Source organism: Brevibacterium metallidurans (assembly GCF_037101285.1).
Classification (GTDB): domain Bacteria; phylum Actinomycetota; class Actinomycetes; order Actinomycetales; family Brevibacteriaceae; genus Brevibacterium; species Brevibacterium metallidurans.
The window spans coordinates 1-20,789 of record NZ_BAAAAF010000025.1; the positions used below are offsets into that span (position 1 = coordinate 1).

The following is a 20,789-nucleotide window of genomic DNA, read 5'->3' on the forward strand; positions in this document are numbered from 1 at the left end:
CCGGCAGCGGCTCCACTCGAGCCTCGGCTACCGCACGCCCGCCGAAGCGCGCGCCGACTACACCCTTCAGGCCGCGATCGCCGCCTGATCCACAAAGAGATCGTCTACGAAACTTGACACAGCCCAGGGGGAGGAAAACGGCACCCTTACTTCGACATCATCCCCACCCTGGTGCGGGGCGCGTACCTCAGACATCCCCGGAGGCGGTTACTGCGATGGAGTGTCTTCCGGGGGTGTGTACTCGGTGGATCCATTGTGGTCATGAGGATTCTTTGTACTCGATGGATTCCTTGCGTCCAGGGGACCCAGGGGATTCGGGTGTGCCTCTTCCAAGATACGCATACCCGGAATATTGCGGGTACTTGACAACTGCGTTAGCCTAAGAAGCAACAGCGAGCGCTAGCGAGATGGAAGCTTCTTAGGCTAACGACATCGTCCTGGAAAGTATCCTGGCATGGAATCCGGAGTACGCGCATCGAGCGGAAACGCACTCCCCGTAAGTATCCCGTAAGTATCCAATGGGTCCACTGAATGCACTGTTCCCATTGGACGCAAGGAATCCTTTGCGGTCATCACAGATGCACTCCATCGCAGGAAAACACTCTCCAGGAGTAGCGCGCTCCATTTGACGGAAAGTACCTCCAAGGGGGATCTCTGCAGAAGGTATGCCATACCCGCGAAAAGCGGAAAAGCGGGGGTGGGGACACCCCGTGCAGCCATCTCCTAGAGGTACTTCATGGGATCAATGGACGGGGTATCGGGCGGTACGTCATCGGCGGGGATGGGGCTCGGGAAGGTAGGCTCTTCGGCCCGGGAAATGGGAGTGTCTAGGGTCGGAGGTGTATCCCACGGAGGAAGGGTGGGGGTGGCACCTTCCAGGGGGTGAGTCTCCGCCGCTGCCTGACCAGCAGCAGGACTCCAGAACGTTGCTTCCGAGGCCTCTATACTTTGGTCGATCTCAGCTGCAACACGGTCATAGTCCGGGTGCTTCAGCGCATCGACGCTCATCTCTTCCGTACTCGTTCCAGCTCTAAGGAGTGACCTCCACTCCGGCTCTTCCACGTATCGCACCGGTGTCAGTCCATCAGGTTCAAGTACACCCCTGAGCGCCTTGACGTTGCTAGGTGAAATGAATCCACCCTGGAACTCCACTGCGGTGCCTTCGGTGACGACTGCGCGCCCTCGGCCACGACACGTATCCGTCAACTTCGACAACTCCTTCAACGACATTTCCAGCACCATGTTGGTCAACGTCGGGCCACCCGATCCGTACATCACGCGCGTACCTAGATTGGCTTTCGTCTCGCCACTCAAAAACTTGACGTCAGGTCGTTGCGTGGCGAAGGCACAGACCATTCCCGCGAACCGTGATAGGCGCGCCAACGATGACAAGTTTGCTTGGGTTTCCTTCTGCTGGTCGCCGTCACCAAGCCCGGATAACTCAGCGGCCTCATCCACGATCACGAGGCAAGGCGCGTACGGCTGTCCCTGGACCTTCAGCAGGTCGCCCTCCTCGTCGGCACCATCTTTTCCGGACCACAACTGGCGCGACAGCCAATCCTGCCGGGCGTGCATCTCTGCGACCGCCTCAACCACCCCATTGATGCAGTCCTTGCCGGGGAAATACCTGACTCCGGGGAGACGTCCAGCCCACACGAAATCGACACCCTTCGGGTCCGCGATAATCACGTCCCAGCCGCGCACAATGGCCTGCGCCACCAGGAGACGGAGACCCACAGTCTTGCCGGACTTCGTCTTTCCGCCGATCAGGGCGTGAGGGTCCGTCGCGTCAGGGTCCCACCAAAGCGGGAAAGTCTCGCCCAAGTCGGCGTCCTGAGCCTCCCCCAAGTACAGCGCGAGAGGACTCGGTTTGTTCGCATCGATCCATTTCCAGGACCGTGTCTGCGGGAGCCGCACAGCGGTGGGAAGGGGCTCGCACAAGGTGGCACACAGGGCTCGACCTGACGAGTCAGTCACTATCGTCCACGGTGACCCCCAATGCGTCAGCCGCCCCCGAATCTCCGCGCGGTCCCTCTCCATGGAGGTCTCCCGCCATCCCGGAGGCAGCGGACCGACTATCTTGGCCGGGGTTACGTCCCCACGGAACTTGACCTTGATGGGCGCGCCACGCATGGACGCAGTGTGGCCGTCCCACTCTTCGCCGCCGGTGATAACCCCGGCCAGGGCCTTCTCTACGCCTGTGCGGGCCCTCTCTCGCTCGTACCCTGCCCGAATCCACCATCGGGCTGGTGCGAGGATAACCAACCCGCCCAGGAGGCCCGAGAGGGGCCAGCTCCCGTGTGCGAGCCACACGGCTACGCCGATGCCCAACAAGAGCGCACCGAGGCTCCAGAGGGCCCTGCGGGGCGTCCTCCAACAAAGTATCACCGCCGACGTAACGATTTCCCCGGTGGAGGTCCACCCCACAGCATTCCGACCCGCACGCCGCACCAGGACGATGCCGACGACGAGAAGCAGAACGAGGGCGACGGCGTAGCGGCGCGCGCCAACGGCGGGTGGGATTGACAGTAGGCCCAGGAGAAAGCCAGTCATCGCCATCCACTGCCCTAGGCCGACGAGGGCGCGGCGGGGCTGCTGGTGTTGGTTTCTGGACCCGGCGACGAGCCAGCCTCCGATCATTAGGGCTAACGCCAGGATCGGCCCGATCATTGCGCTTCCAGTCATCATTCAACAGCTTCCTCGTAGAGTTCTTCCGGGTTTTCGTGCTTCATTTTTGGTGCCCCGCCTCCTTGGCCGGCTCTAGCGATTCACCCTCTTGGTCATCTTCTTCATCGTCGACCGCCTGGCCCGGTCGACACCTGGCTCCCTTGCCTATGAGGCGAACGAGGACAGGTCCGCACGCCCACCATAGGGCTACCAGAACGCCGATCACGACGATTGGGGAATACCACCTGACTATCGGCTTCTCTGGAGCCTTTATCGCGTCCTCCGCTTCCGGTGCGTTCTTGTTCTCGCCCGCCTGGCCAGCGTCCTCACACTGCGTGAGCTGCGACTTCAACGTGGACTGCACCTCGTCCGCGCTGGACCGCCTCTCCAATTGCAGAGTCTTGCCAGAGAGCTTCGGTGCGGCTCCCTCGCTCGTGGGCCATACCACTACCATGAGATCGCGCCTTTCCCCGGTCTCCTTGATGGTGCGCGGCTTCCTGCCCGAGTCCTCCAGAGCGGTCTCCACGGCCTTATGCGCCCATTTGGGCGCGTCATCGGGGCTATACCGAACTTTGACTTCCTCGGGGGCGCAGGGGAACGGCCCTGAGCCGCTCGACCCGGCTTTCCCCGCGATCATCAACAGGACGACGACGGCGAGGATGGCGAGGAGGCCAACCACGGTGACGATCCCAAGGAAACGACGGAGACCGCTGGGCCCAGCCGTGATGGCAGCTCCCGTCGCCACCGCACGGCTTAGACCTTTGCCACGGCGTCTCATATCCGTCGTCTCGGGAGCCGACGGTCTTCCCAGCCGGGAGGCGCTACGAACGGGGTAAAAGTTTCAACTACGACGTGATCGCTGGGGCCTAGGAGAAGATGGCCAGCGAACGGTCTGAGCCAGTCATCCGCGATCACCTGGAGGGTCTCAGCCCACTCGATTTGCTCGTCCCGAGTAGTGATGAGGAGGTGGACGTTCTTTGCGTCGGACAGCTGCTGGAGCAATTCATGGAGACGCTCAACGTCGTCCGTGGAGGCGTCCTTCACTGCCTGCCCGTCAAGTCCGTCGACCACCACCAGCGTTGGCTCCGTGGCCCCGTCCACCAAGGCTGCTAGAACCGGGAGCGCGCGATCAAGGCGAGGCTCGACTCGGTGTTCATCGACATCCCACTCGTATGTTTGCCCCAGAACGAATGTGTTCCCCGGCCACTGTCGCGCGAGTCCGCGTGCCAGGTTGGTTTTGCCGATCCCGTATCCGTGCACCGCGATGTGAGGCTCCGCGTCCCAGTCCCAGTACGTCTCGCTATGGGTCGCGACGATCCGACCGATGACCGGGCGGGCGCGCTGCTTATTCTTCGTGTTCATGGCGCGTCCTTCGTATTGTCGAGAAGCGCTTCCACGTCCTGTTTGGCGTCCTCCCCGGAGCGTGGGTTTCTCGTGGCCGTGGCCACCACGGCGTACGCCACGCCCGGGAGCCGGTTGAGGAGGTCCCAGCTCCCTGTCTGTTGGATTCCTTCGCGCAGAAGGGCCACGAGGCCTTCCGCGTCGCGGGCTGGTGATTGTTTGACTGACCACGCGACGACCGCATCCACCTGCGTCTTGAGTTCCGGCATGGACTCGACATGGGCCGCCCCGGCGATAGCCCACGCAGAGCGCTGGTGTTCCCGATGTTGGCCACCGGCCAGCCACGTCTTCGGCGTCTTGTACTTAAGCGGCCGGGGAGCGTGCTCAGCGCCCACTGCGTCCCAGCCGGGCCTGCCCAGTGGGGCGACCGTTACCGAATTCGGCCACCTCCCCAGAACTGAGCCAACGACAATCCCTGCGCCTGGTAGATCAGCCAGGACGGACGGTGAGACGGCCTTCTGTCTACCCTTCACCGAGCGCGGCGTGGGCGGGACGAGGGTTTCGACCGAGCGTCGAATGGCAGTGGGGCGGAGGCCGCGGAGATCAGCTTCCTCATTCAACCTGTCGCGGTTTCGGTCGAGGAGTACGCCCATGACCGCCAGCACTTTCCGTGCGTAATCAGTCTGGAGGGTGTGGCAGCCGGTGTCCTCGCCGCGCTCGACGGTGACGGCCTCGATTGCGTTCGTCCCTACTCGGAGGCACAAGCCAGTGTTCGTCGCCCCGGGGTCTACTGCGAGCATTGGAGGCCATACGTGAGCCTCTACGGCGGCCTGTGCGCGTTTCTCACGGGCGGTCATGGTCGACAACCTTGCCCGAGACTTGTTCTCCACCACGTCTCTCTCTGAAGGCGGTGATTGCCCCTCGTATCAGGCTGGGGGACGCTATTACCGCAGCGCCCGCCAGACCGATGGCCAAAGCTATCCAGGGGCTCGCAATCACTTGCAGGGCTCCGCTGACGACTGCTCGGATGACCATGAACACGATGGTCATGGCCAGTGCCATGAGCGCTTTCGCTAGTGTGCCTCGCGTACTGATCCACTCATCCCAGTCTGCGCGGAGTTGTGAGATCAGACCTGCGGACTTGGCGAATTCCTTGGGCGCCCACGACGACGTCGCCCACATACTTCTAGCGAGGGATGTGGCAAAGAAGGCCAGGCCTGTAGCTGCAATCTCCAGGAGCCCGGACTGGGACAACGCCCAGCCCAGCGCGAAAAGAGCGCCACCCAGCAGAATGACTGCTGCGACCTGCCACTTGTGCCCATCAGACTCCTCATTAAAGAGGCCGATTCTCATGACTCCAGCTCCTTGAGCTTGCGAACTCTTTTTTCCAGCCAAACCATGTCGGACTCGGAAGGCCGGGCAGGAATGCGGTCGATTTCGTCTACTGCTCCGCTGACTCGAAGAGCCACCTGACGGTCATGCACTTCGTTCGGGCGGTATCGTGCCGCTGCTGCGAGCTTCGCTTGTCGAAGCCGCGTCTCCTGCGATCGCTTGTCTGGCACATGTACTCCTTTGTCTGTTTGAACGTGACCGTCGAAGATCATGCTAGTGCCAGAAATAGAAGCAAAGAGAAGTTACGTACTATAACAGTTTGATTAGCAAGCGCAGGGCAAAATCTGCGGGACCAGGTGAAACTTGGAGAAAGGGGCGCCAAGAAATTGTAGTGAGTTCTTTGAAAATGGCCTTGACGTGGTCTTGGCAGAGGAAGATCCGAGAGGCCGACCCGAAGAGCGCGTGGACCGGGTCGGCCTTCCCCGACAAGTGGTGGCCCGACGAATCCGCCCTCGAAAGGGCTCTGAGGCCAGGGTCAAGGAGGAGATCCTGGGAACATGTGCGTGGAAGAGACCGGTGCGAGACCAGGAGCGATACCTTCTGCCCTCTCAAAGCGTTCAGGCTCTAATCCGAGCGAACACTCTGGCATTAGGCAAATCGGTGGATCAAGGCTAAGACCTACATATGACCGAGTTCTCCAATGGGCGCGGTAACCTATCCACCCTTGAACAAAACTGGAATCGGAACAAAGCCAACAGATCACTAGTCCAAGATGGGACCTATGCCCGTTGCGGGAATTGGTCGCTCCCTAGCTCAGAGGCGACGAAGACCAGGGGCAAGTAGATCGTCAACTCCCCGGCCATGAAACGGCTCTAGGGGGAGCGGGCGTTCTCTTGTGTTCCATCTGGGTTCTAGAATCTGCATTGAATACCCATTCCGACCAAGGCAACCAGGTCGAATCCACTACTGTCTTGAAGAACGAATAATTCACCCGGTTCGACTGGAAGCACGAACATGAACGAACGCGCGACAATCCTCACCGTTGATGATCTGGTCTCTGTGAGTAGCTTCGGGCTTTCGTCGCTTGCCGGCGGCGACGGCCTGACACGTGAAGTGCTGTGGGCCCACAGTTGCGAACTGAGATCTCCTGAACAGTGGCTCGGGCCCCACGAATTACTCATGACCGTCGGTCACTGTGTCCCGCACGATGATGAGGGACAGAAAGATTTAATCGCCCATCTCGACAGGGCCGGTCTAGCCGGGATCGTCATCGGCGACCACGAGACGGCCCCCGAGGTGTCCGATGCCATGAAGACCGAAGCCGATACTCGGGGATTTCCCCTTCTCCTTGCCGCATCGAGAATTCCCTTTGCCGTCATCGCGCGCCACGTGGCGGCCGCGTCCTCGTCGGACCGGGTGCAGCAGGTGCTCACTCTGAGCAAGGTCTACCAGATCGCGACATCCGCGGCCGACGGGGCGACGCTGGTGGAGGAGCTTGCGACTCTCCTCAATGTCGGCCTGTCGGTCGTCGACTGTCTGACCGGCCTCGACGTCCTAACCTCTAGGGGCGCAGCGGATAGCACCGTCTCCAGGCGGGAGAGGCGGTTCCCCCTCTCCGGCGATCACCGTGCCGAACTTCTCGTGCGTGAACATCCGAACGAGCCCATTGACGGCTTCCTCCTCATCCATCTGCGCAAAGTCCTTGAAACGGCGGCAGACCGTGTGACCGTCACCGCTGACCACCGAACGGAACTGTCCGAACGCGCATATCGAGACCTCCGCAGCGTCACCGACCCGTCCGAAGTAACGCCGTTGCTGCAGGGGCACACGCCGGATCGCGGATATCGGATCCTCGCTTTCCCCGAGACCGAACGGCGCAAAATCGGACGTGCCGCGGCGGTGCTCGACCTTCCGGTCCTCCTCGGTAGCGAAGAACTCCTCGCTTTCATGTATGTGCCCGTCGCTGAGATTGACCGGGTGAGATCGATGGCCGAAGACTTCGGGCTCCCCATGGGGGCTTCATCGACTTTCGAGGACGTCCGTGACCTGCGCCCCGCAGCCCATGAGGCACAGCGTGCGCTGGAAACGCTGCGTTTCAGCGGACAGCTGTGGGCGGAATTCGACAGCAGGCCGGTGTCCGTCCTCGCACGGTCCGAACGCGAGATGGCCGCCATCGTCGATTCTGTGCTCGGTGAGCTCGGAGACCCGTCTCCTTCCTCCACAAAGCTGCGCACGACTCTGTTCGCCTATCTCCGCAACGATCGCAAATGGCAGGAGACGGCTTTCGAGCTGGGGATACATCGCCAGAGCCTGAGCTACCGACTGCAAAGGATCCAGGCTGTGCTCGGACTGAGCCTCTCGAGTTCTGCGGACATCGCCTCGTTGTGGATCGCCTACCAGGCGTGGGAAGCGAGCGGTCGGTGAGTGCGGTGGGGACGAGTTGAAGTGAGGCGGGGACGCTCGACTATCCCCGCAGCATCGTCATACCCAAGTATCAAATGGGAATTGTCTTCATACTGAAGAAACATTGGTGCGGGCGATGGAGGCCGCTAGTGTGTCGTGGGTAACCGCATCGACGACGATTTGGACGCACCATGACACCTAGGACCCTGACCTCTCCGACGTTCGTCAACGGCGACGTCTCCTTCTGGCACCGGAGCATCGGGATGCCCGGCCGCCGAGCGTCTCTGGACAGCAACCTCGCCGTCGACGTCGCCATCGTCGGCGGCGGTCTCACAGGGCTCTGGACCGCCTACTACCTCAAGAAATCACGACCCGACCTCGACATCGCGATCCTCGAACGAGAGTTCGTCGGCTTTGGTGCCTCGGGGCGCAACGGCGGTTGGATGAGCGCAGAACCCGTCGGACAGTTCCGACGCTATGCGAAGTCGCGCGGGGTCGAGGCCGCACGCGATCTGCAGCGGGCCATGTTCGAGGCCGTGGACGAATCCGTGGCCGTCGCGCAACAAGAGGGTTTCGACGACGACCTCGTGCGAGATGGGCTCATCCACGTCGCGACCAACGCCGCCCAACTCTCACGCGCCCGCCACCACCTCGACGAGATGAAGCAACAGGGCTGGGGTGCCGAGGACGTCTTCGAACTCGACCCCCGCGAACTCTCGGAGCGCATCCGAGTCGACGGGGTGCAGGGCGGATATTGGACGCCCCATTGCGCCCGTGTCCACCCCGCGAAGTACACGCGCGGCCTCGGTGACGTCGTCGAGACTCTGGGCGTGCGGATCTTCGAGTCAACCACGGCCGTGCAGGTCGAGCCGCGACGGGTCACGACCACTCAGGGCACGGTGCGTGCCGGTTACGTCGTGGAAGCACTTGAGGGCTACACGCTCTCGCTCAAAGGCAAGGCTCGCAAACTGCTCCCGATGAACAGCAGCATGGTCATCACAGAACCCCTCGGTGACACTGTGTTGGACGAGATCGGGTGGACCGGAGGAGAACTCGTCGGCGATGTCGCCCACAGCTTCACCTACATGCACCGCACCGCCGACGGACGCATCGCCATCGGCGGTCGAGGTGTGCCCTACAACTTCCGGTCGAGCTTCGATCTCAACGGCCGCACCGCGGATTCGGCAGTCGCCCAGCTGCAGCACCGCCTGGTGGAACTGTTCCCGTCACTGCGGGATACGAGACTCGAACACACGTGGTCGGGTGTGCTGGGAGCACCGCGCGACTGGTGCGCCTCGGTCAACTTCGACCGCGAGGCTGGGATCCTCAGCGCGGGCGGGTACGTCGGGCACGGGCTGTCGGGCACCAACCTCTCTGGCCGGATCCTCCGCGACCTCATCCTCGGTAAGGACACTGCGCTGACCCGGCTGCCGCTAGTCGGCCGCCACGCACGCAACTGGGAGTTCGAACCGATCCGATGGATCGGAGCGACCGCTCTCTACGCAGCCTATCGCCACGCAGACAATCGGGAATACGCCACGAACGACCCCTCGACGAACTGGGCCGCCAAGGTAGCCAACCTAGTCAGCGGGCGCTGAGCGACACCGAGGAAGCAGGAGCACATGGTTCTCTCACCCACCCAGAACGGCCCGTCGGCCCCAACCGAAGAACGCATCGCATCGGTGCTGGCCGCTGTGCCGCGCCAGATACTCATCGACGGCAGATGGCGGTCGGCAGCAACGGACGACAAGCTCACGGTCACCGATCCCTCCACCGGACGACGACTCCTAGACGTGGCCGATGCGCGGGCCAGCGACGGAATAGCCGCGCTGACCGCCGCCACCTCTGCATTCCCCGAATGGTCGAGACGCTCCCCGCGGGAACGGTCGGATCTGCTCAGGAGCGCATACGAGTTGCTCCTCGAACGCGACGAAGACTTCGCACTCCTCATCGCCCTGGAGATGGGAAAACCGTTCCGTGAGGCACAGTCGGAAGTTGAGTACGCTGCCGACTTCCTCCGCTGGTTCAGCGAAGAGGCCGTCAGGTTGCACGGGAGAACCGGACTCAATCCGGCAGGAACCGGTCGCATGTCGGTGACCCGCTACCCGGTCGGTCCCTGCTTCCTCGTCACCCCGTGGAACTTCCCGCTGGCGATGGCCACGCGCAAACTCGCACCCGCGTTGGCGTCGGGATGCACAGCTGTGATCAAGCCAGCCGAAGCCACACCTCTGACCACGCTCCTCTTCGCCTCCCTGCTCGAAGAGGCCGGGACACCGCCAGGGGTAGTCAACGTGATCGTCACCTCGCGACCGGCCGACGTCTCCGAACCGATCATCCGGGATCCGAGACTGCGCAAACTCTCCTTCACCGGCTCGACGGGAACGGGGCGCCGGCTGATGGAACAGGCTGCTCCTGGTGTTCTGCGCCTGTCGATGGAACTCGGCGGCAATGCACCGTTCCTCGTCTTCGACGACGCCGACCTCGACGCCGCGGTCGTCGGTGCGATGCAAGCGAAGTTCCGCAACACCGGCCAGGCCTGCACGGCAGCGAACCGCTTTTTCGTGCAGCGAGGTGTCGCTGAAGGATTCGTGGCACGCATCGTCGCCGAGGTTGATCGATTCAGCCTCGGTGCGGGCACCGATCCGAACACCGACATCGGTCCCCTCATCGACACCCGATCCGTCGAAAAGGTCGACAGACTAATTCGCGACGCCGTAGCTTGCGGAGCGGAGCTCATGTACGGAACCGGCCCAGTCCCGGGTGAAGGAACCTTCTATTCGCCGACCGTGCTCACCGAGGTTCCTCGAACAGCGGCGATCCTTCGCGAGGAGATCTTCGGACCGGTCCTGCCGATCGTGGTCTTCGACGAGGAGGCGGAGGCTGTTGAGCTCGCCAACGACACCGAGTACGGGCTGGCAGCCTACGCATTCACGACCGACCTTGCCAGGGGTCAGCGCATGGTCGATTCCATCGAGGCCGGCATGATCGGGATCAACACAGGGGTGATCTCGGATGCCGCAGCTCCCTTTGGCGGATGGAAGCAATCGGGCCTCGGCCGCGAAGGCGGCGTCGAAGGAATCGAGGAATACACGCAATTGAAGTACTCGCTCACTTCTCACCATTGAACTCGACCGACCGGGCTGTGAGGGTGCCCCGACCGCTCAAAAATTCCGTCAGCATAGGTGAAAAATTAGGACAATAGGTGGTGACTATCCACACCCTCAATGGGGACGGCGTGAGCCGCTCAAGTGCGCGCAGAGACAAAGACGGACCGCTCCGCTCGGAATGGCGGCTGCCCTCGGGCATCTGGAGCATGGCCTTCACAGAACTGTGGGAGCGCTTCTCCTACTACGGCCTGCAGGGCATCCTCACCTTCTACCTCCTCTACTCCCTCGCCGACGGCGGACTCGACATGGGCCCCGCGGCCTCGGCCGGAATCGTCGGTGCCTATGGGGGCGCGGTCTATCTCGCGCAGCTGCTCGGAGCGTGGTCGGGCGAACGGGTCCTCAGCCCCAAACACATGGTGTTCTGGGGCGGAGTCGTCATCACGGCAGAGCATATCGTGCTGGCCTTCGCGCCGGGCCTGACCGGATTGGCGATCGGGCTCGTCCTCATCGTCTTCGGCACGGGGGACTTGAAGACGAACAACACCAACATCGTCGGCTTCATCGTGGCCGGCGCCGAGGAGTCCCGCAGGGATGTGGGCTTCGCGTACTTCTACATGTCCATCAACGTCGGGGCAGTCGTCGGACCGCTCAGCGCGGGGTTTGCCCAGAACCAATGGGGCTTCAAGTGGGGGTTCGGCCCCGCCGCGCTCGGCATGGTCGCCGCCCTGGTACAGTACGCGGTCTCCGTGGGCAAGCTCCCCGACCGTGCGGGCCATGTGCTGAGACCGATCCGCCGCGGCCGACTGGTTCTCTGCGGAATCATCGCGGCCGCGTTGGGAACCGGCATCGGATGGCTCATCGTCTCCGGGACGATCAGAGCCGCTCAGCTGTCCGTCATCGTCACCGTCGTGACCGTGCTGGCCGCTGCGTCGTATTTCGCGTTGATGCTGACTTCGCCGGCGGTGACCTCAGATGAGAAGGCCAGGGTTCGCGCCTACCTGCTGCTATTCCTCATCGCCGGGATCTTCTTCGGGCTCCTCTTCCAGCAATTCACCGCAGTCGCGGTCCTCATCGCGGAGTCGGTGGACCTGCGGATCGGGACGTGGACGTTCCCGGTGGCCTGGGTGACTATGATCAGTCAGCTGGCCGCTGCTGGCCGTCACTCAGCTGCTGGCCCGCGTGTGGGGCCGACGCGGGGCCTCGGGACCATCCGCACCGACGAAATTCGCTGCCGGCCTCGCGCAGATTGGCGTCGCCTATCTGCTCCTGCTGCTCATCGTCCTGACCCTGCCGGGTACGTCGATTCCGTTGCTGCTCATGATCGGCGTCATGATCGTCGCAGGTGCCTCCGAGGTATTCGTCGGACCGGTCAGCCTGTCGCTGGCCACCCGCATCGGGCGCTCATCCTTCGCATCGCAGCTGGTGGGACTGAATTTCCTCACCTTGGCCCTGGGATCCTCGCTATCAGGGCTAATGGGCCGGCTCTATGCCATGATCGACACCAGAGCCTATCTTCTCCTCGTCGCCGTAATCGGCATAGGGGCGGGCGCATCGCTGTGGACGTTCCGCACGGGCCTCGGACGTCGACTCGGATAGGGCCTGCCCTCGGCGTGAGCCGGACTTCGGCTACAGCGACGAGCATTCAGCCATCCGCGGCCGCAGGTCGACCGGATGCCCTACAATCATGGCTGAGATGAGCATCACATCGCACCGACGCGAATCCTTCGACGGCAGTGAACAGTCGCTGCTGCGGAGCAGTGCGATCGTCTTGCCCGACGGTGAGATCGTCGAGGCGGGCAGCGGCGACAGCGGTCACGCTCTGCGGCTTCCGCCGGACCTCATCGAACTCGCCCTTGGAGCGATACGCGAACGCATAACCCATTCCACCTTCATCTGGACTTCTTCCCTGGGGGAAGCCGGCACCATTGAGGGAGGGCCACCGCTGCGAACGCAGGCGTCGTCGTTCCGGGGGATCTGGCGGGTGTCGATCTCGAAGGTGGTCGAAGGGAGCATGCCTGCGGCGCGGATCGAAGCCGGACCGTACCGATACCCGCCGTATGGACTGAGCGTCAGAGAGATCGAGCTGATCACACTGATCGCGGCCGGAATGACCAACGGCGAGATCGCCGACGCGCTGCAGCTCAGTGCCCGCACCGTGACCACCCATCTGGCGAACATCATGGGCAAGCTCTCCGTCGCCAATCGCACCGAGATCGCGGCGACCGCCTTCACCGAGGGTCTGCTGTCGCTGCCGCTGTACATCGACGATGCCAAGCTGCGTGCCTTGGATATCGCTCGTATCTTCCGCTCTCGCGGTCATCGGGACCTCCTGCTGCCGGGGTCGACCCGTACGCGCCCGCGCAGCGGTCTGCTCACCGTCGGTGCGCTCGTGCCGCGAGAAGGTCGGGCTTCTCCGGATGCGATCGAGATGGCGCGAGGAGCCCAGCTCGCCGTCGAGGAGATCAACCGACGGAACGGAGTCCACGGTCGGCTTGTCCGCCTGCAGACCGTCGACGTCGATGTCGACGACCTCGCCTCAGTCCGTCACGGGGTCCACAGCCTGCTGTCATCCGGGGTCGCCGCCATCACCTCGGGATATCTGCGTCATCAGATGGAAGCGATGGAAATGTCGAGTGCTGAGGGAATGCCGTTCCTGCACTCATCCGCATCCAGTTCACTCGAACAGATCGCCGCAGGAGACCGGCAGCGGCATCAGCATGTCTTCCAATGCTGTCCGACCGACACAGCGTACGCTCCGACCTTCGTACGCTATATGACGAAGCTCAGAGACGACCCAGACTGGTCTCCGCAGTCGAATCGACTGGTGATCGTCCAGCAACGCGATTGGGACTTCGTGGACTACGGGGTCCGCGAAGCCGAAACGCTCGCCGGGCAGCAGGGATGGGACCTGCAGATCATCGAGGCCACGGGGTCGAGTGAAGACACAGCGGTTTGGGCCCGTACGGCGACGGAAGCCGTCGGTCTGACACCGGCCGCCATCATGTTGGCGAGCTATTTCGTCGAAGAGCATACGCAGTTCTTCACTGCGGTGGATCAGATGCGCAGCAGGGCTCTGAGATACGCGGTCTACGCTCCCTCGCTGCCCGAATACCGACGCCGTCTGGGCGATGCGTGTGAAGGTCTGCTGTGGGCGACGACGACGGGCACATACTCCGACGATCTCGGGCAGAGCTTTGCGCAGAAGTACCAGGAGCGGTTTCGGACCGTTCCCGGACGTTCGCATGCGGGTATCGCCTATGATCGGATCAATCTGCTCTCCGACGCCTGGCTTCGCGCGGACGACCCGTGGGACTTCGCCGAGGTGGCCGGTCGTCTCAAAGAGAGCCGATACCGCGGAGTCAACGGAGCGTATTCCTTCGGCACCCCTGGGCAGGGCACGCTGGCCCTGCAGCCCGAACCCGGGTCGCCACGTGAGCGGGGGATCCTTTCGGCAGACCCGTCGCTCGCTCAAGCACATACGATCTTCCAGATCCGCGACGGTCGCAACCTGCTCGTCTCGCCCGACCTCTACGCAGTCAGTCGCTTCATCGTTCCCGACTGGTCCCGATGACGGTCCGGGCGAGGTCCGCTGTTGCGAACCTCGCCCGGACCGTCATCGGGCCTCAGGGTGCTCAGCCGCGGACGGCCGTGGCCAGTTCCTTGCGACGGGCATCGGTGGCCGGCTGGTCGACGGCGAGGTGTTCGTCGAGGACCACTCCGTACACCTCCGATGCGGACTGCACGGTCACCAGGTCGTTCCTGACATCGGCGGCCACCGAGTCGGGATCGCGTTCCAGGGGGCTTCCCCAGCCGCCTCCGCCTCCGGACTCGAAGACGAAGGACTCGCCCGGTTTGAACTGGACTCCGCCGAGCATCTGCGGCAGCCACTCACCGCTGTCGGAGAGCCCGCCGACCGATTCCACCGTGCCGTCGGCCTTGCGGCGCAGCTGCTTCTGGCGGCGTCCCTCTCCGCCCCCGTTCGTGCCCGGCGAACCGGCTCGGGTCCGTGAGGATTCCATGGTGCTGATCTGTCCGTGTCCGACGAACTCCACGACCAGACGCACTCCGGCGCCGCCCCGGAACTTGCCGGCTCCTGGCGAGTCGGTGATCATCTCGAAGGCGTTGTAGCGCAGCGGGAAAAGCATCTCGGCGGTTTCTGCGGGCAGGTTCTGGCAGTTGCCCAGCGGGTCCATCGTCACGTTCATCCCGTCGTTGAACGGGGTACCTCCCCAGCCGCCGGCAGGCAGATCCGCGAAGATGAATGTCTCACGAGTCGCCGGGTCGGTGACGGATGCGTTGAACCAGTTGCCCTCCGCGTAGGTGGAGGCGATGCTGCGGTCCGGAATGGCTTTGGCGAATGCCGCCCAGATCGCTGCGGTAATCTTCGATGCCGCGGCCGTCGTGCAGCCGATGGTCGGCGCGGGCCAGACCGGATTGAGCCAGGTGCCCTCGGGGATCGTGAAATCGACCTGACGGTACAGGCCGGCATTGGCCGGCGCGTTCTGATCGAGGAAGAACTTCAGCGAGTAGTAAATCGCCGAGGCCGTGTTCGCCAAGGGCGAGTTGATCGGCCCCATGACCTGCGGATCGCTGCCGGTCATGTCGACATGGATGCGGTCTCCCTTGATCTCGAGTGCCACACGCACGTTGACGGGCTCTTCGCTGTAGCCGTCGCTGTCCATGTAGTCGGCGCCCTCGTACCGACCGTCGGGGATCGCCTCGATCGCCTTGCGCGTCCGTTCCTGCGTGTAGTCGAGCACCTCGCGCATGCCCTCGCGCATGACGTCGAGTCCGTAGCGGTTGGTGAGCCGTTCGATCTCGTCGCGGCATGCCCACAGTGCCGCCAACTGGGCCTGGATGTCTCCGTCGATGTACTGGGGTGTGCGAGTGTTGTTCTTGATGATCGAGACCAGTTCCGGATTGATCTCTCCGCGGGTCATCAGCTTGCCCGGAGGCAGGCGCAGGCCCTCACCGGCCACATGGGTGTCCAACGACTGGCCCACGTCCGTCCAGTGAGCGCGGCTGACCGCGAAGCCCATGAGCGTCTCACCGTGGAACAGGGGAGTCGTCAAGGTGACATCGGGGGTGTGGGTGCCGCCGAGGTAGGGGTCGTTGAGGACGACGACGTCGCCGGGGCTGAGGGTCTCCTTCGGATACTCCTCGAGTGATGCCCGAGCACTGTAGTGCATCGCGGCGATGTGGATCGGGCAGTTGGCGGTCTGCCCGATGAGCTCGACGTCGGCGTCGAACAGTGCGTTCGAGAAGTCGACCATGTCGTAGATGATCGGGGAGAACGAGGCCTTCTGCAGCACCTGGGACATGCGTTCGCAGGCGTAGTCGAACCCTCGGCGCAGGACTTCGAAAGTGACGGGATCCAGATCCCGTCCGGCGGTTGTCTGAGTCATGGCTGGTGCTCCTTACTTGCTTTCGATGAGGATGTTGCCGTAGCGATCGGTTTCCGCCTTGGCCTGTGGTGGCACGACGATCGCGCCGTGTTCCTGTTCGATGAGAGCCGGACCCGCGATCGAGGCGTCGTCGCTCAGGGTGCCTGGTCCGTAGACGTCGACTTCGACGAACTCGCCTTCGAAGAAGACCTCGCGCTTCGACGGGGCGCCTCCGGTCCCGCCCGAGGCATTCGCCGAAGAGTCGATGTCGGTGCGTCCGGTGCTGCCGACCGCGGTAACCCGCAGATTGACGACGGCGACCGCGAAGTCCTCCGAATAGACCCCGTACTCCCGTTCGTGCTCCTTGAAGAAGCTGTGCTTGATCGTCTCGATCGAATCCTCGGTGAGCTCTCCGGCGGGCAGGGGGGTCATGACCTCATAGGACTGTCCGACATAGCGCATCGCTGCGAATCGGTCGACGACCGCTGTGCTCGAATCCGCTCCATCCCGCTCGAGCAGTTCGCGTGCGCGGCCCTCCAGGCGACTGAGCTCCGAGTTGAATGCCGCGATGTCGACGCCTTCGAGCGGTGAGTAGAACGTGCCTTCGAGATCGTGGCGGATGTCCATCGTGATGGCTCCGAACGCACAGGCCACTCCCGCGTAGGGCGGGACGACGATCTTCGCCACGCCGGCCGATTTCGCGGTCTCGTACGCGTGGAGTCCTCCCGCGCCGCCGAAGGCGACCATCGCGTAGTCGCGAGGATCGCGTCCACGGTCGCTGGAGACCATGCGGATGGCGCTCGCCATGTTCTCACTGAGGATGGTGAGGATGCCTTCGGCGGCCTCGGCCACGGACATCCCGAGCGGTTCGGCGACCGTCGAGACGGCCTTTTCGGCGGCAGCGGTGTCCAGCGCGAACTTGCCGCTGAGATCCGGGCTGATCCTCCCCAACACCAGATTGGCGTCGGTGACCGTCGGCGCTGTGCCTCCCCGGCCGTAGCACGCAGGACCCGGGACGGCTCCGGCACTCTGCGGCCCGACACGCAGCGAACCACCGCTGTCGATCCAGGCGATGGACCCTCCACCGGCACCGATGCTTCGGATGTCGAGCATCGGGACGACGACGGGCATCTCCCATTCCAGCTCGTACTCGTCAGTGACCAGTCCGCGGCCGTTCTCGAGAAGCGCCGCCTCGAAGCTGGTACCACCGACATCGGTGACCACGACGTTGGGCGATTCGAGCAGCCGGCTGAGGTAGGCACCGGCGGCGACTCCGCCAGCGGGGCCGGACTCGATGAGCTCCTCCGGATGGTCCTTGGCATTGTCGGCACTCATCATGCCGCCGTTGCTCTTGACGATGTAAAGGGGGGCTGTCGACCCTTCCTCGGCGAGCTTCTCCTCCAGACGGTTCATGTAGTCACCGACCACCGGGAGCATGGCGGCGCGGATCGCCGTGGTCGTGAAGCGGCCCAGCTCGCGCACCTTCGGGCTCGTCTCATGGGAGAGCGCGATGGCGGCATCGGGGATGACCTCTGTGAGGATCTCGCGGACCCGCCTTTCGTGTTCACCACTGCTGTACGAGTTGATGAGCGCGACCGCGATGCTGCGGATCCCCCGGTCGCGGATGACCTCCGCCTTCGCCCGCAGCTCGTCTTCGTCCAGCGGAGTGACGGTGGAGCCGTCCGCGCCCATCTTCTCCGTGATGGTGAAACGGTTGCGTCGGGAGATCAGCGGTGCGGGTTTTACCTGATACGGGTCGTAGAGGTGCTCTCGACGCTGTCGGCCGATCTCGAGCACGTCGCGGAAGCCCTGCGTGGTGATGAGAGCGGGGTCCGGGTAGTTGCGCTGGATCAGCGCATTCGTCGCGACAGTCGTCCCATGGACGATGTTGGTGATCTCATCGGGGCGGATTCCCGCCGAAGCGAGAGCCTGCATCACGCCGATCGAGAGATCTTCGGGGGTGGAGAGCACCTTCGCAGTGCGAACTGCCTGCGTGCTGGGGCTGTCTTCTTCCCAGGCATAGAGGTCGGTGAATGTGCCACCGATGTCGACTCCTACGCGAAACATCAGATTCCTTCCGTCGGTTCAGCCGCACAGTTTCGGTTTCGCTCGAAATCCGACTGTGTGGCCCCCATCACGTCTTTGGATGGTTGAGGCCGAGTCAAACAAGAGCCGCTGGATCATGGATCGTACAAATTGCGTATCTCTCCGATTGAGATCGAAAACTCGAGTTCGGCAAGCTATGTATGTTAATAATTTCGGCCCGGACCAGATGGACTGACAGCAAGGAATTGATGGTCTTAGGTGGTTCGACTGCAAGCATCATTTCGCGGCTTCGTATCCGTTATGCGGTTGCACAACAGTCATATGTTCGTCACCAAACGCCTTCTCAACGGGACCACGCGTTCATTAGCATCGCTTCCACAACATTGAAGTGTGAGGAGGCACAGTGAAATCGGTTGCAGCAATCAACCGCGAACACAGCAAACCGCTCGAGATCGGCGAAATCGACGTCGACGACCCGCAGCCCAACGAGGTGATGGTCAAGGTCGTTGCCAGCGGCATCTGTCATACGGACTTCCTCGTTCGGGACGGGATCTATCCGACCGCACTGCCGGCGGTCGCCGGTCACGAAGGGGCCGGAATTGTCGAGAAGATCGGCTCAAACGTCACGACGGTCGTTCCCGGCGACTACGTGATCATGGCACCGGGTTCATGTGGTGTTTGCAAGACCTGCCGAAAGGGCAAGCCCTCGTACTGTGTGAGTTTCGAGACACTCAACATCAACGGCATGCGGCTGGACGGTTCGGTCGGATTCAACGAGAGCGGCAACCCCGTCTCGTCTCATTTCTACGGTCAGTCCAGCTTCTCCCAGTACACGCTGGCCAATGAACGCAGCGTCGTCAAAGTTGCGGGAGACGTTCCCATCGAACTTCTCGGTCCCCTCGGGTGCGGGATGGAGACCGGGGCTGGTTCGATCATCAATTCGTTGGCAGTACGTGCGGGCGAATCGGTTGCCGTCTTCGGAGCGGGCTCCGTCGGTTCCGCAGCGATCATGGCCGCCAAGCTCGTCGGAGCGAACACAATCATCGCCGTCGATCTCAGCGACCAACGCCTGGAATTCGCACAGACGATCGGTGCCACCCATACGATCAATTCCTCGCACGAGGACCTCTTCACCCGTGTTACGGAGATCACCGGTGGCGAGGGCGTCGATGCTAGTCTCAACTCCACTGCCAGCGGAACTGTCACCCGTCAGGCCGCCGACATCCTCGGTGCACTGGGACGAGTGGGTACCGTCGCCGCACCTCCCTCGGGCGCCGAAGTCACCTTCGAGGTCGGCGATTCGCTTCTCAAGGGGTGGACTTTCAAGAACATCGTCCAAGGTGACTCCGTCTACCAATCGTTCATCCCAGAACTGGTTGAGCACTGGCGGGCCGGACGCTTCCCGATCGACAAGCTCGTGACCTACTACGAACTCACTGACATCAACAGAGCTTTTGACGACATCGAGAGCGGAGCCACCGTCAAAGCCATCGTCAGAATGCCGCAGTGACCTGCAGATGACAACGAACGACAGAACGAGGTAAGGCCATGGCCGATCACCACGAATTCACAGTGTCCAAAAGCCCTTGGGGGCAAAATGATGAGATGGGCCGGCTCAACCTGCTCACCGACGAATCCCGAGCGAAGATCATGTCTCGCGTCGACGGGTCCCGCCTGTTCGACCTCTCGAGCGAATATTTCGTGGGTATGCCGACCTGGAGCGCTCTAGGCGATCCGAGTTATCAGCTGTACAAGACCCACGATCCTGCAGGCGACCTCATCGACAACCCGGCGGGGCTGTCAGGTGAGGCGAACGCACTGACCAGCTATACCGGTGACGCGATCCACATGTACACGCACAGCGGGACTCATCTGGACGCACTCAATCATTTCGGGTGCCACGGAGAGATCTTCAACGGCTTCCGTCATGAAGACCACGTCGGAAGCCGCGCATGGGACAAATGCGGTGTCGACGTGATTCCGCCGGTCATCGCCCGCGGCATTCTGCTGGATGTCGCAGCCTACAAGGGGCTTGACCAACTACCCGCAGGATATGGGATCGGCGCGGCGGATCTCGCAGCAACAGCCGATATCCAAGGGGTCGAGATCGCCGAAGGCGACGTTGTCCTCATCCGCACCGGTCGCTTTCAGGAATGGCCCAATCCGGAAAAGTTCCTCACGGATGAGCCCGGATGCAACCTCGAGGGTGCGAAGTGGTTGGTCGAACAGGGCGCGATGCTGGTGGGTTCGGACAACGTCGCCTTCGAACAGCTTCCTACCGAGAACGATCAGACGTGGTGCCCGGTCCACCTCTACCTGTTCAACGAGGCCGGTTGCCCGCTCATCGAAGTCGTCAACTGCGAAGAGCTCTCCGAAGCGAAAGGTGGTGTCATAGCGTCGAAGCAACACTCCCGGTCGGCGGGGGTCTGATCGGTGGAGTGTGCAGATGGCGCGGGTGGGGTTGTCGTTCAGCGACAGGTCGGAGATCTCGGCGGCCTCGAAAGCGGGC

The 20,789-nt window shown here is 62.8% G+C and carries 15 protein-coding genes; 7 read left to right on the plus strand and 8 right to left on the minus strand.

Translation table 11 applies throughout. The annotated features are described in order from the left end of the window. Positions 1-723 precede the first annotated feature (723 nt). The 6 genes from AACX88_RS16715 to AACX88_RS16740 are packed head-to-tail and all read right to left on the minus strand — an operon-like array spanning position 724 to position 5,570. Positions 724-2,688, minus strand: a complete 1,965-nt coding sequence (locus AACX88_RS16715) for an FtsK/SpoIIIE domain-containing protein (RefSeq protein ID WP_339393996.1) — start codon at positions 2,686-2,688, stop codon at positions 724-726. A gap of 40 nt (positions 2,689-2,728) precedes the next feature. Then, on the minus strand, positions 2,729-3,412 hold the full coding sequence (locus tag AACX88_RS16720) for a hypothetical protein (protein ID WP_339393997.1): 684 nt from the start codon (positions 3,410-3,412) through the stop codon (positions 2,729-2,731). 29 nt (positions 3,413-3,441) lie between these two features. Next, complete coding sequence (locus AACX88_RS16725; RefSeq protein WP_339393998.1) at positions 3,442-4,029, minus strand: hypothetical protein; 588 nt, start codon at positions 4,027-4,029, stop codon at positions 3,442-3,444. After that, positions 4,026-4,865, minus strand: coding sequence for a hypothetical protein (locus tag AACX88_RS16730; RefSeq protein ID WP_339393999.1), 840 nt, complete (start codon positions 4,863-4,865; stop codon positions 4,026-4,028). Before AACX88_RS16730 ends, AACX88_RS16725 begins: the two co-directional genes overlap by 4 nt. Then, entirely contained in the window at positions 4,852-5,361 is a 510-nt protein-coding gene (locus tag AACX88_RS16735; RefSeq protein ID WP_339394000.1) for a hypothetical protein, read from the minus strand. Before AACX88_RS16735 ends, AACX88_RS16730 begins: the two co-directional genes overlap by 14 nt. Continuing rightward, positions 5,358-5,570, minus strand: a complete 213-nt coding sequence (locus tag AACX88_RS16740) for a hypothetical protein (protein WP_339394001.1) — start codon at positions 5,568-5,570, stop codon at positions 5,358-5,360. Before AACX88_RS16740 ends, AACX88_RS16735 begins: the two co-directional genes overlap by 4 nt. 784 nt (positions 5,571-6,354) lie before the next feature. Here AACX88_RS16740 and AACX88_RS16745 point away from each other — a divergent pair. From AACX88_RS16745 to AACX88_RS16765, 5 genes are all read left to right on the plus strand, one after another. After that, positions 6,355-7,764: a PucR family transcriptional regulator gene (locus AACX88_RS16745; protein WP_339394002.1), complete on the plus strand. Its 1,410-nt coding sequence runs from the start codon at positions 6,355-6,357 to the stop codon at positions 7,762-7,764. Positions 7,765-7,934: 170 nt separating this feature from the next. Next, a complete protein-coding gene (locus AACX88_RS16750; RefSeq protein ID WP_339394003.1) occupies positions 7,935-9,341 on the plus strand; it encodes an NAD(P)/FAD-dependent oxidoreductase in 1,407 nt (468 codons plus the stop codon). A gap of 24 nt (positions 9,342-9,365) precedes the next feature. Further along, on the plus strand, positions 9,366-10,868 hold the full coding sequence (locus AACX88_RS16755) for an NAD-dependent succinate-semialdehyde dehydrogenase (protein WP_339394004.1): 1,503 nt from the start codon (positions 9,366-9,368) through the stop codon (positions 10,866-10,868). A 188-nt stretch (positions 10,869-11,056) separates the two neighbouring features. Then, complete coding sequence (locus AACX88_RS16760; protein ID WP_339394005.1) at positions 11,057-12,547, plus strand: peptide MFS transporter; 1,491 nt, start codon at positions 11,057-11,059, stop codon at positions 12,545-12,547. Continuing rightward, the gene (locus AACX88_RS16765; protein ID WP_339394006.1) at positions 12,544-14,421 is read left to right on the plus strand and encodes an ABC transporter substrate-binding protein; all 1,878 of its coding nucleotides are present in this window, start codon (positions 12,544-12,546) and stop codon (positions 14,419-14,421) included. The genes AACX88_RS16760 and AACX88_RS16765 overlap by 4 nt, the downstream gene beginning before the upstream one ends. A 61-nt stretch (positions 14,422-14,482) precedes the next feature. On the opposite strand, the gene AACX88_RS16770 is transcribed toward AACX88_RS16765, so the two are convergent. Both AACX88_RS16770 and AACX88_RS16775 read right to left on the minus strand, forming a co-directional pair. Further along, positions 14,483-16,255 (minus strand): hydantoinase B/oxoprolinase family protein, encoded by a 1,773-nt coding sequence (locus AACX88_RS16770; protein ID WP_339394007.1) that lies wholly within the window; start codon positions 16,253-16,255, stop codon positions 14,483-14,485. 12 nt (positions 16,256-16,267) lie between these two features. Further along, complete coding sequence (locus AACX88_RS16775) at positions 16,268-18,301, minus strand: hydantoinase/oxoprolinase family protein (protein ID WP_339394008.1); 2,034 nt, start codon at positions 18,299-18,301, stop codon at positions 16,268-16,270. A 382-nt stretch (positions 18,302-18,683) separates the two neighbouring features. Here AACX88_RS16775 and AACX88_RS16780 point away from each other — a divergent pair, with 382 nt between their 5' ends. Beyond that, positions 18,684-19,790: an NAD(P)-dependent alcohol dehydrogenase gene (locus tag AACX88_RS16780; RefSeq protein ID WP_339394009.1), complete on the plus strand. Its 1,107-nt coding sequence runs from the start codon at positions 18,684-18,686 to the stop codon at positions 19,788-19,790. Positions 19,791-19,828: 38 nt separating this feature from the next. Beyond that, the gene (locus tag AACX88_RS16785) at positions 19,829-20,710 is read left to right on the plus strand and encodes a cyclase family protein (RefSeq protein ID WP_339394010.1); all 882 of its coding nucleotides are present in this window, start codon (positions 19,829-19,831) and stop codon (positions 20,708-20,710) included. Positions 20,711-20,789 lie beyond the last annotated feature (79 nt).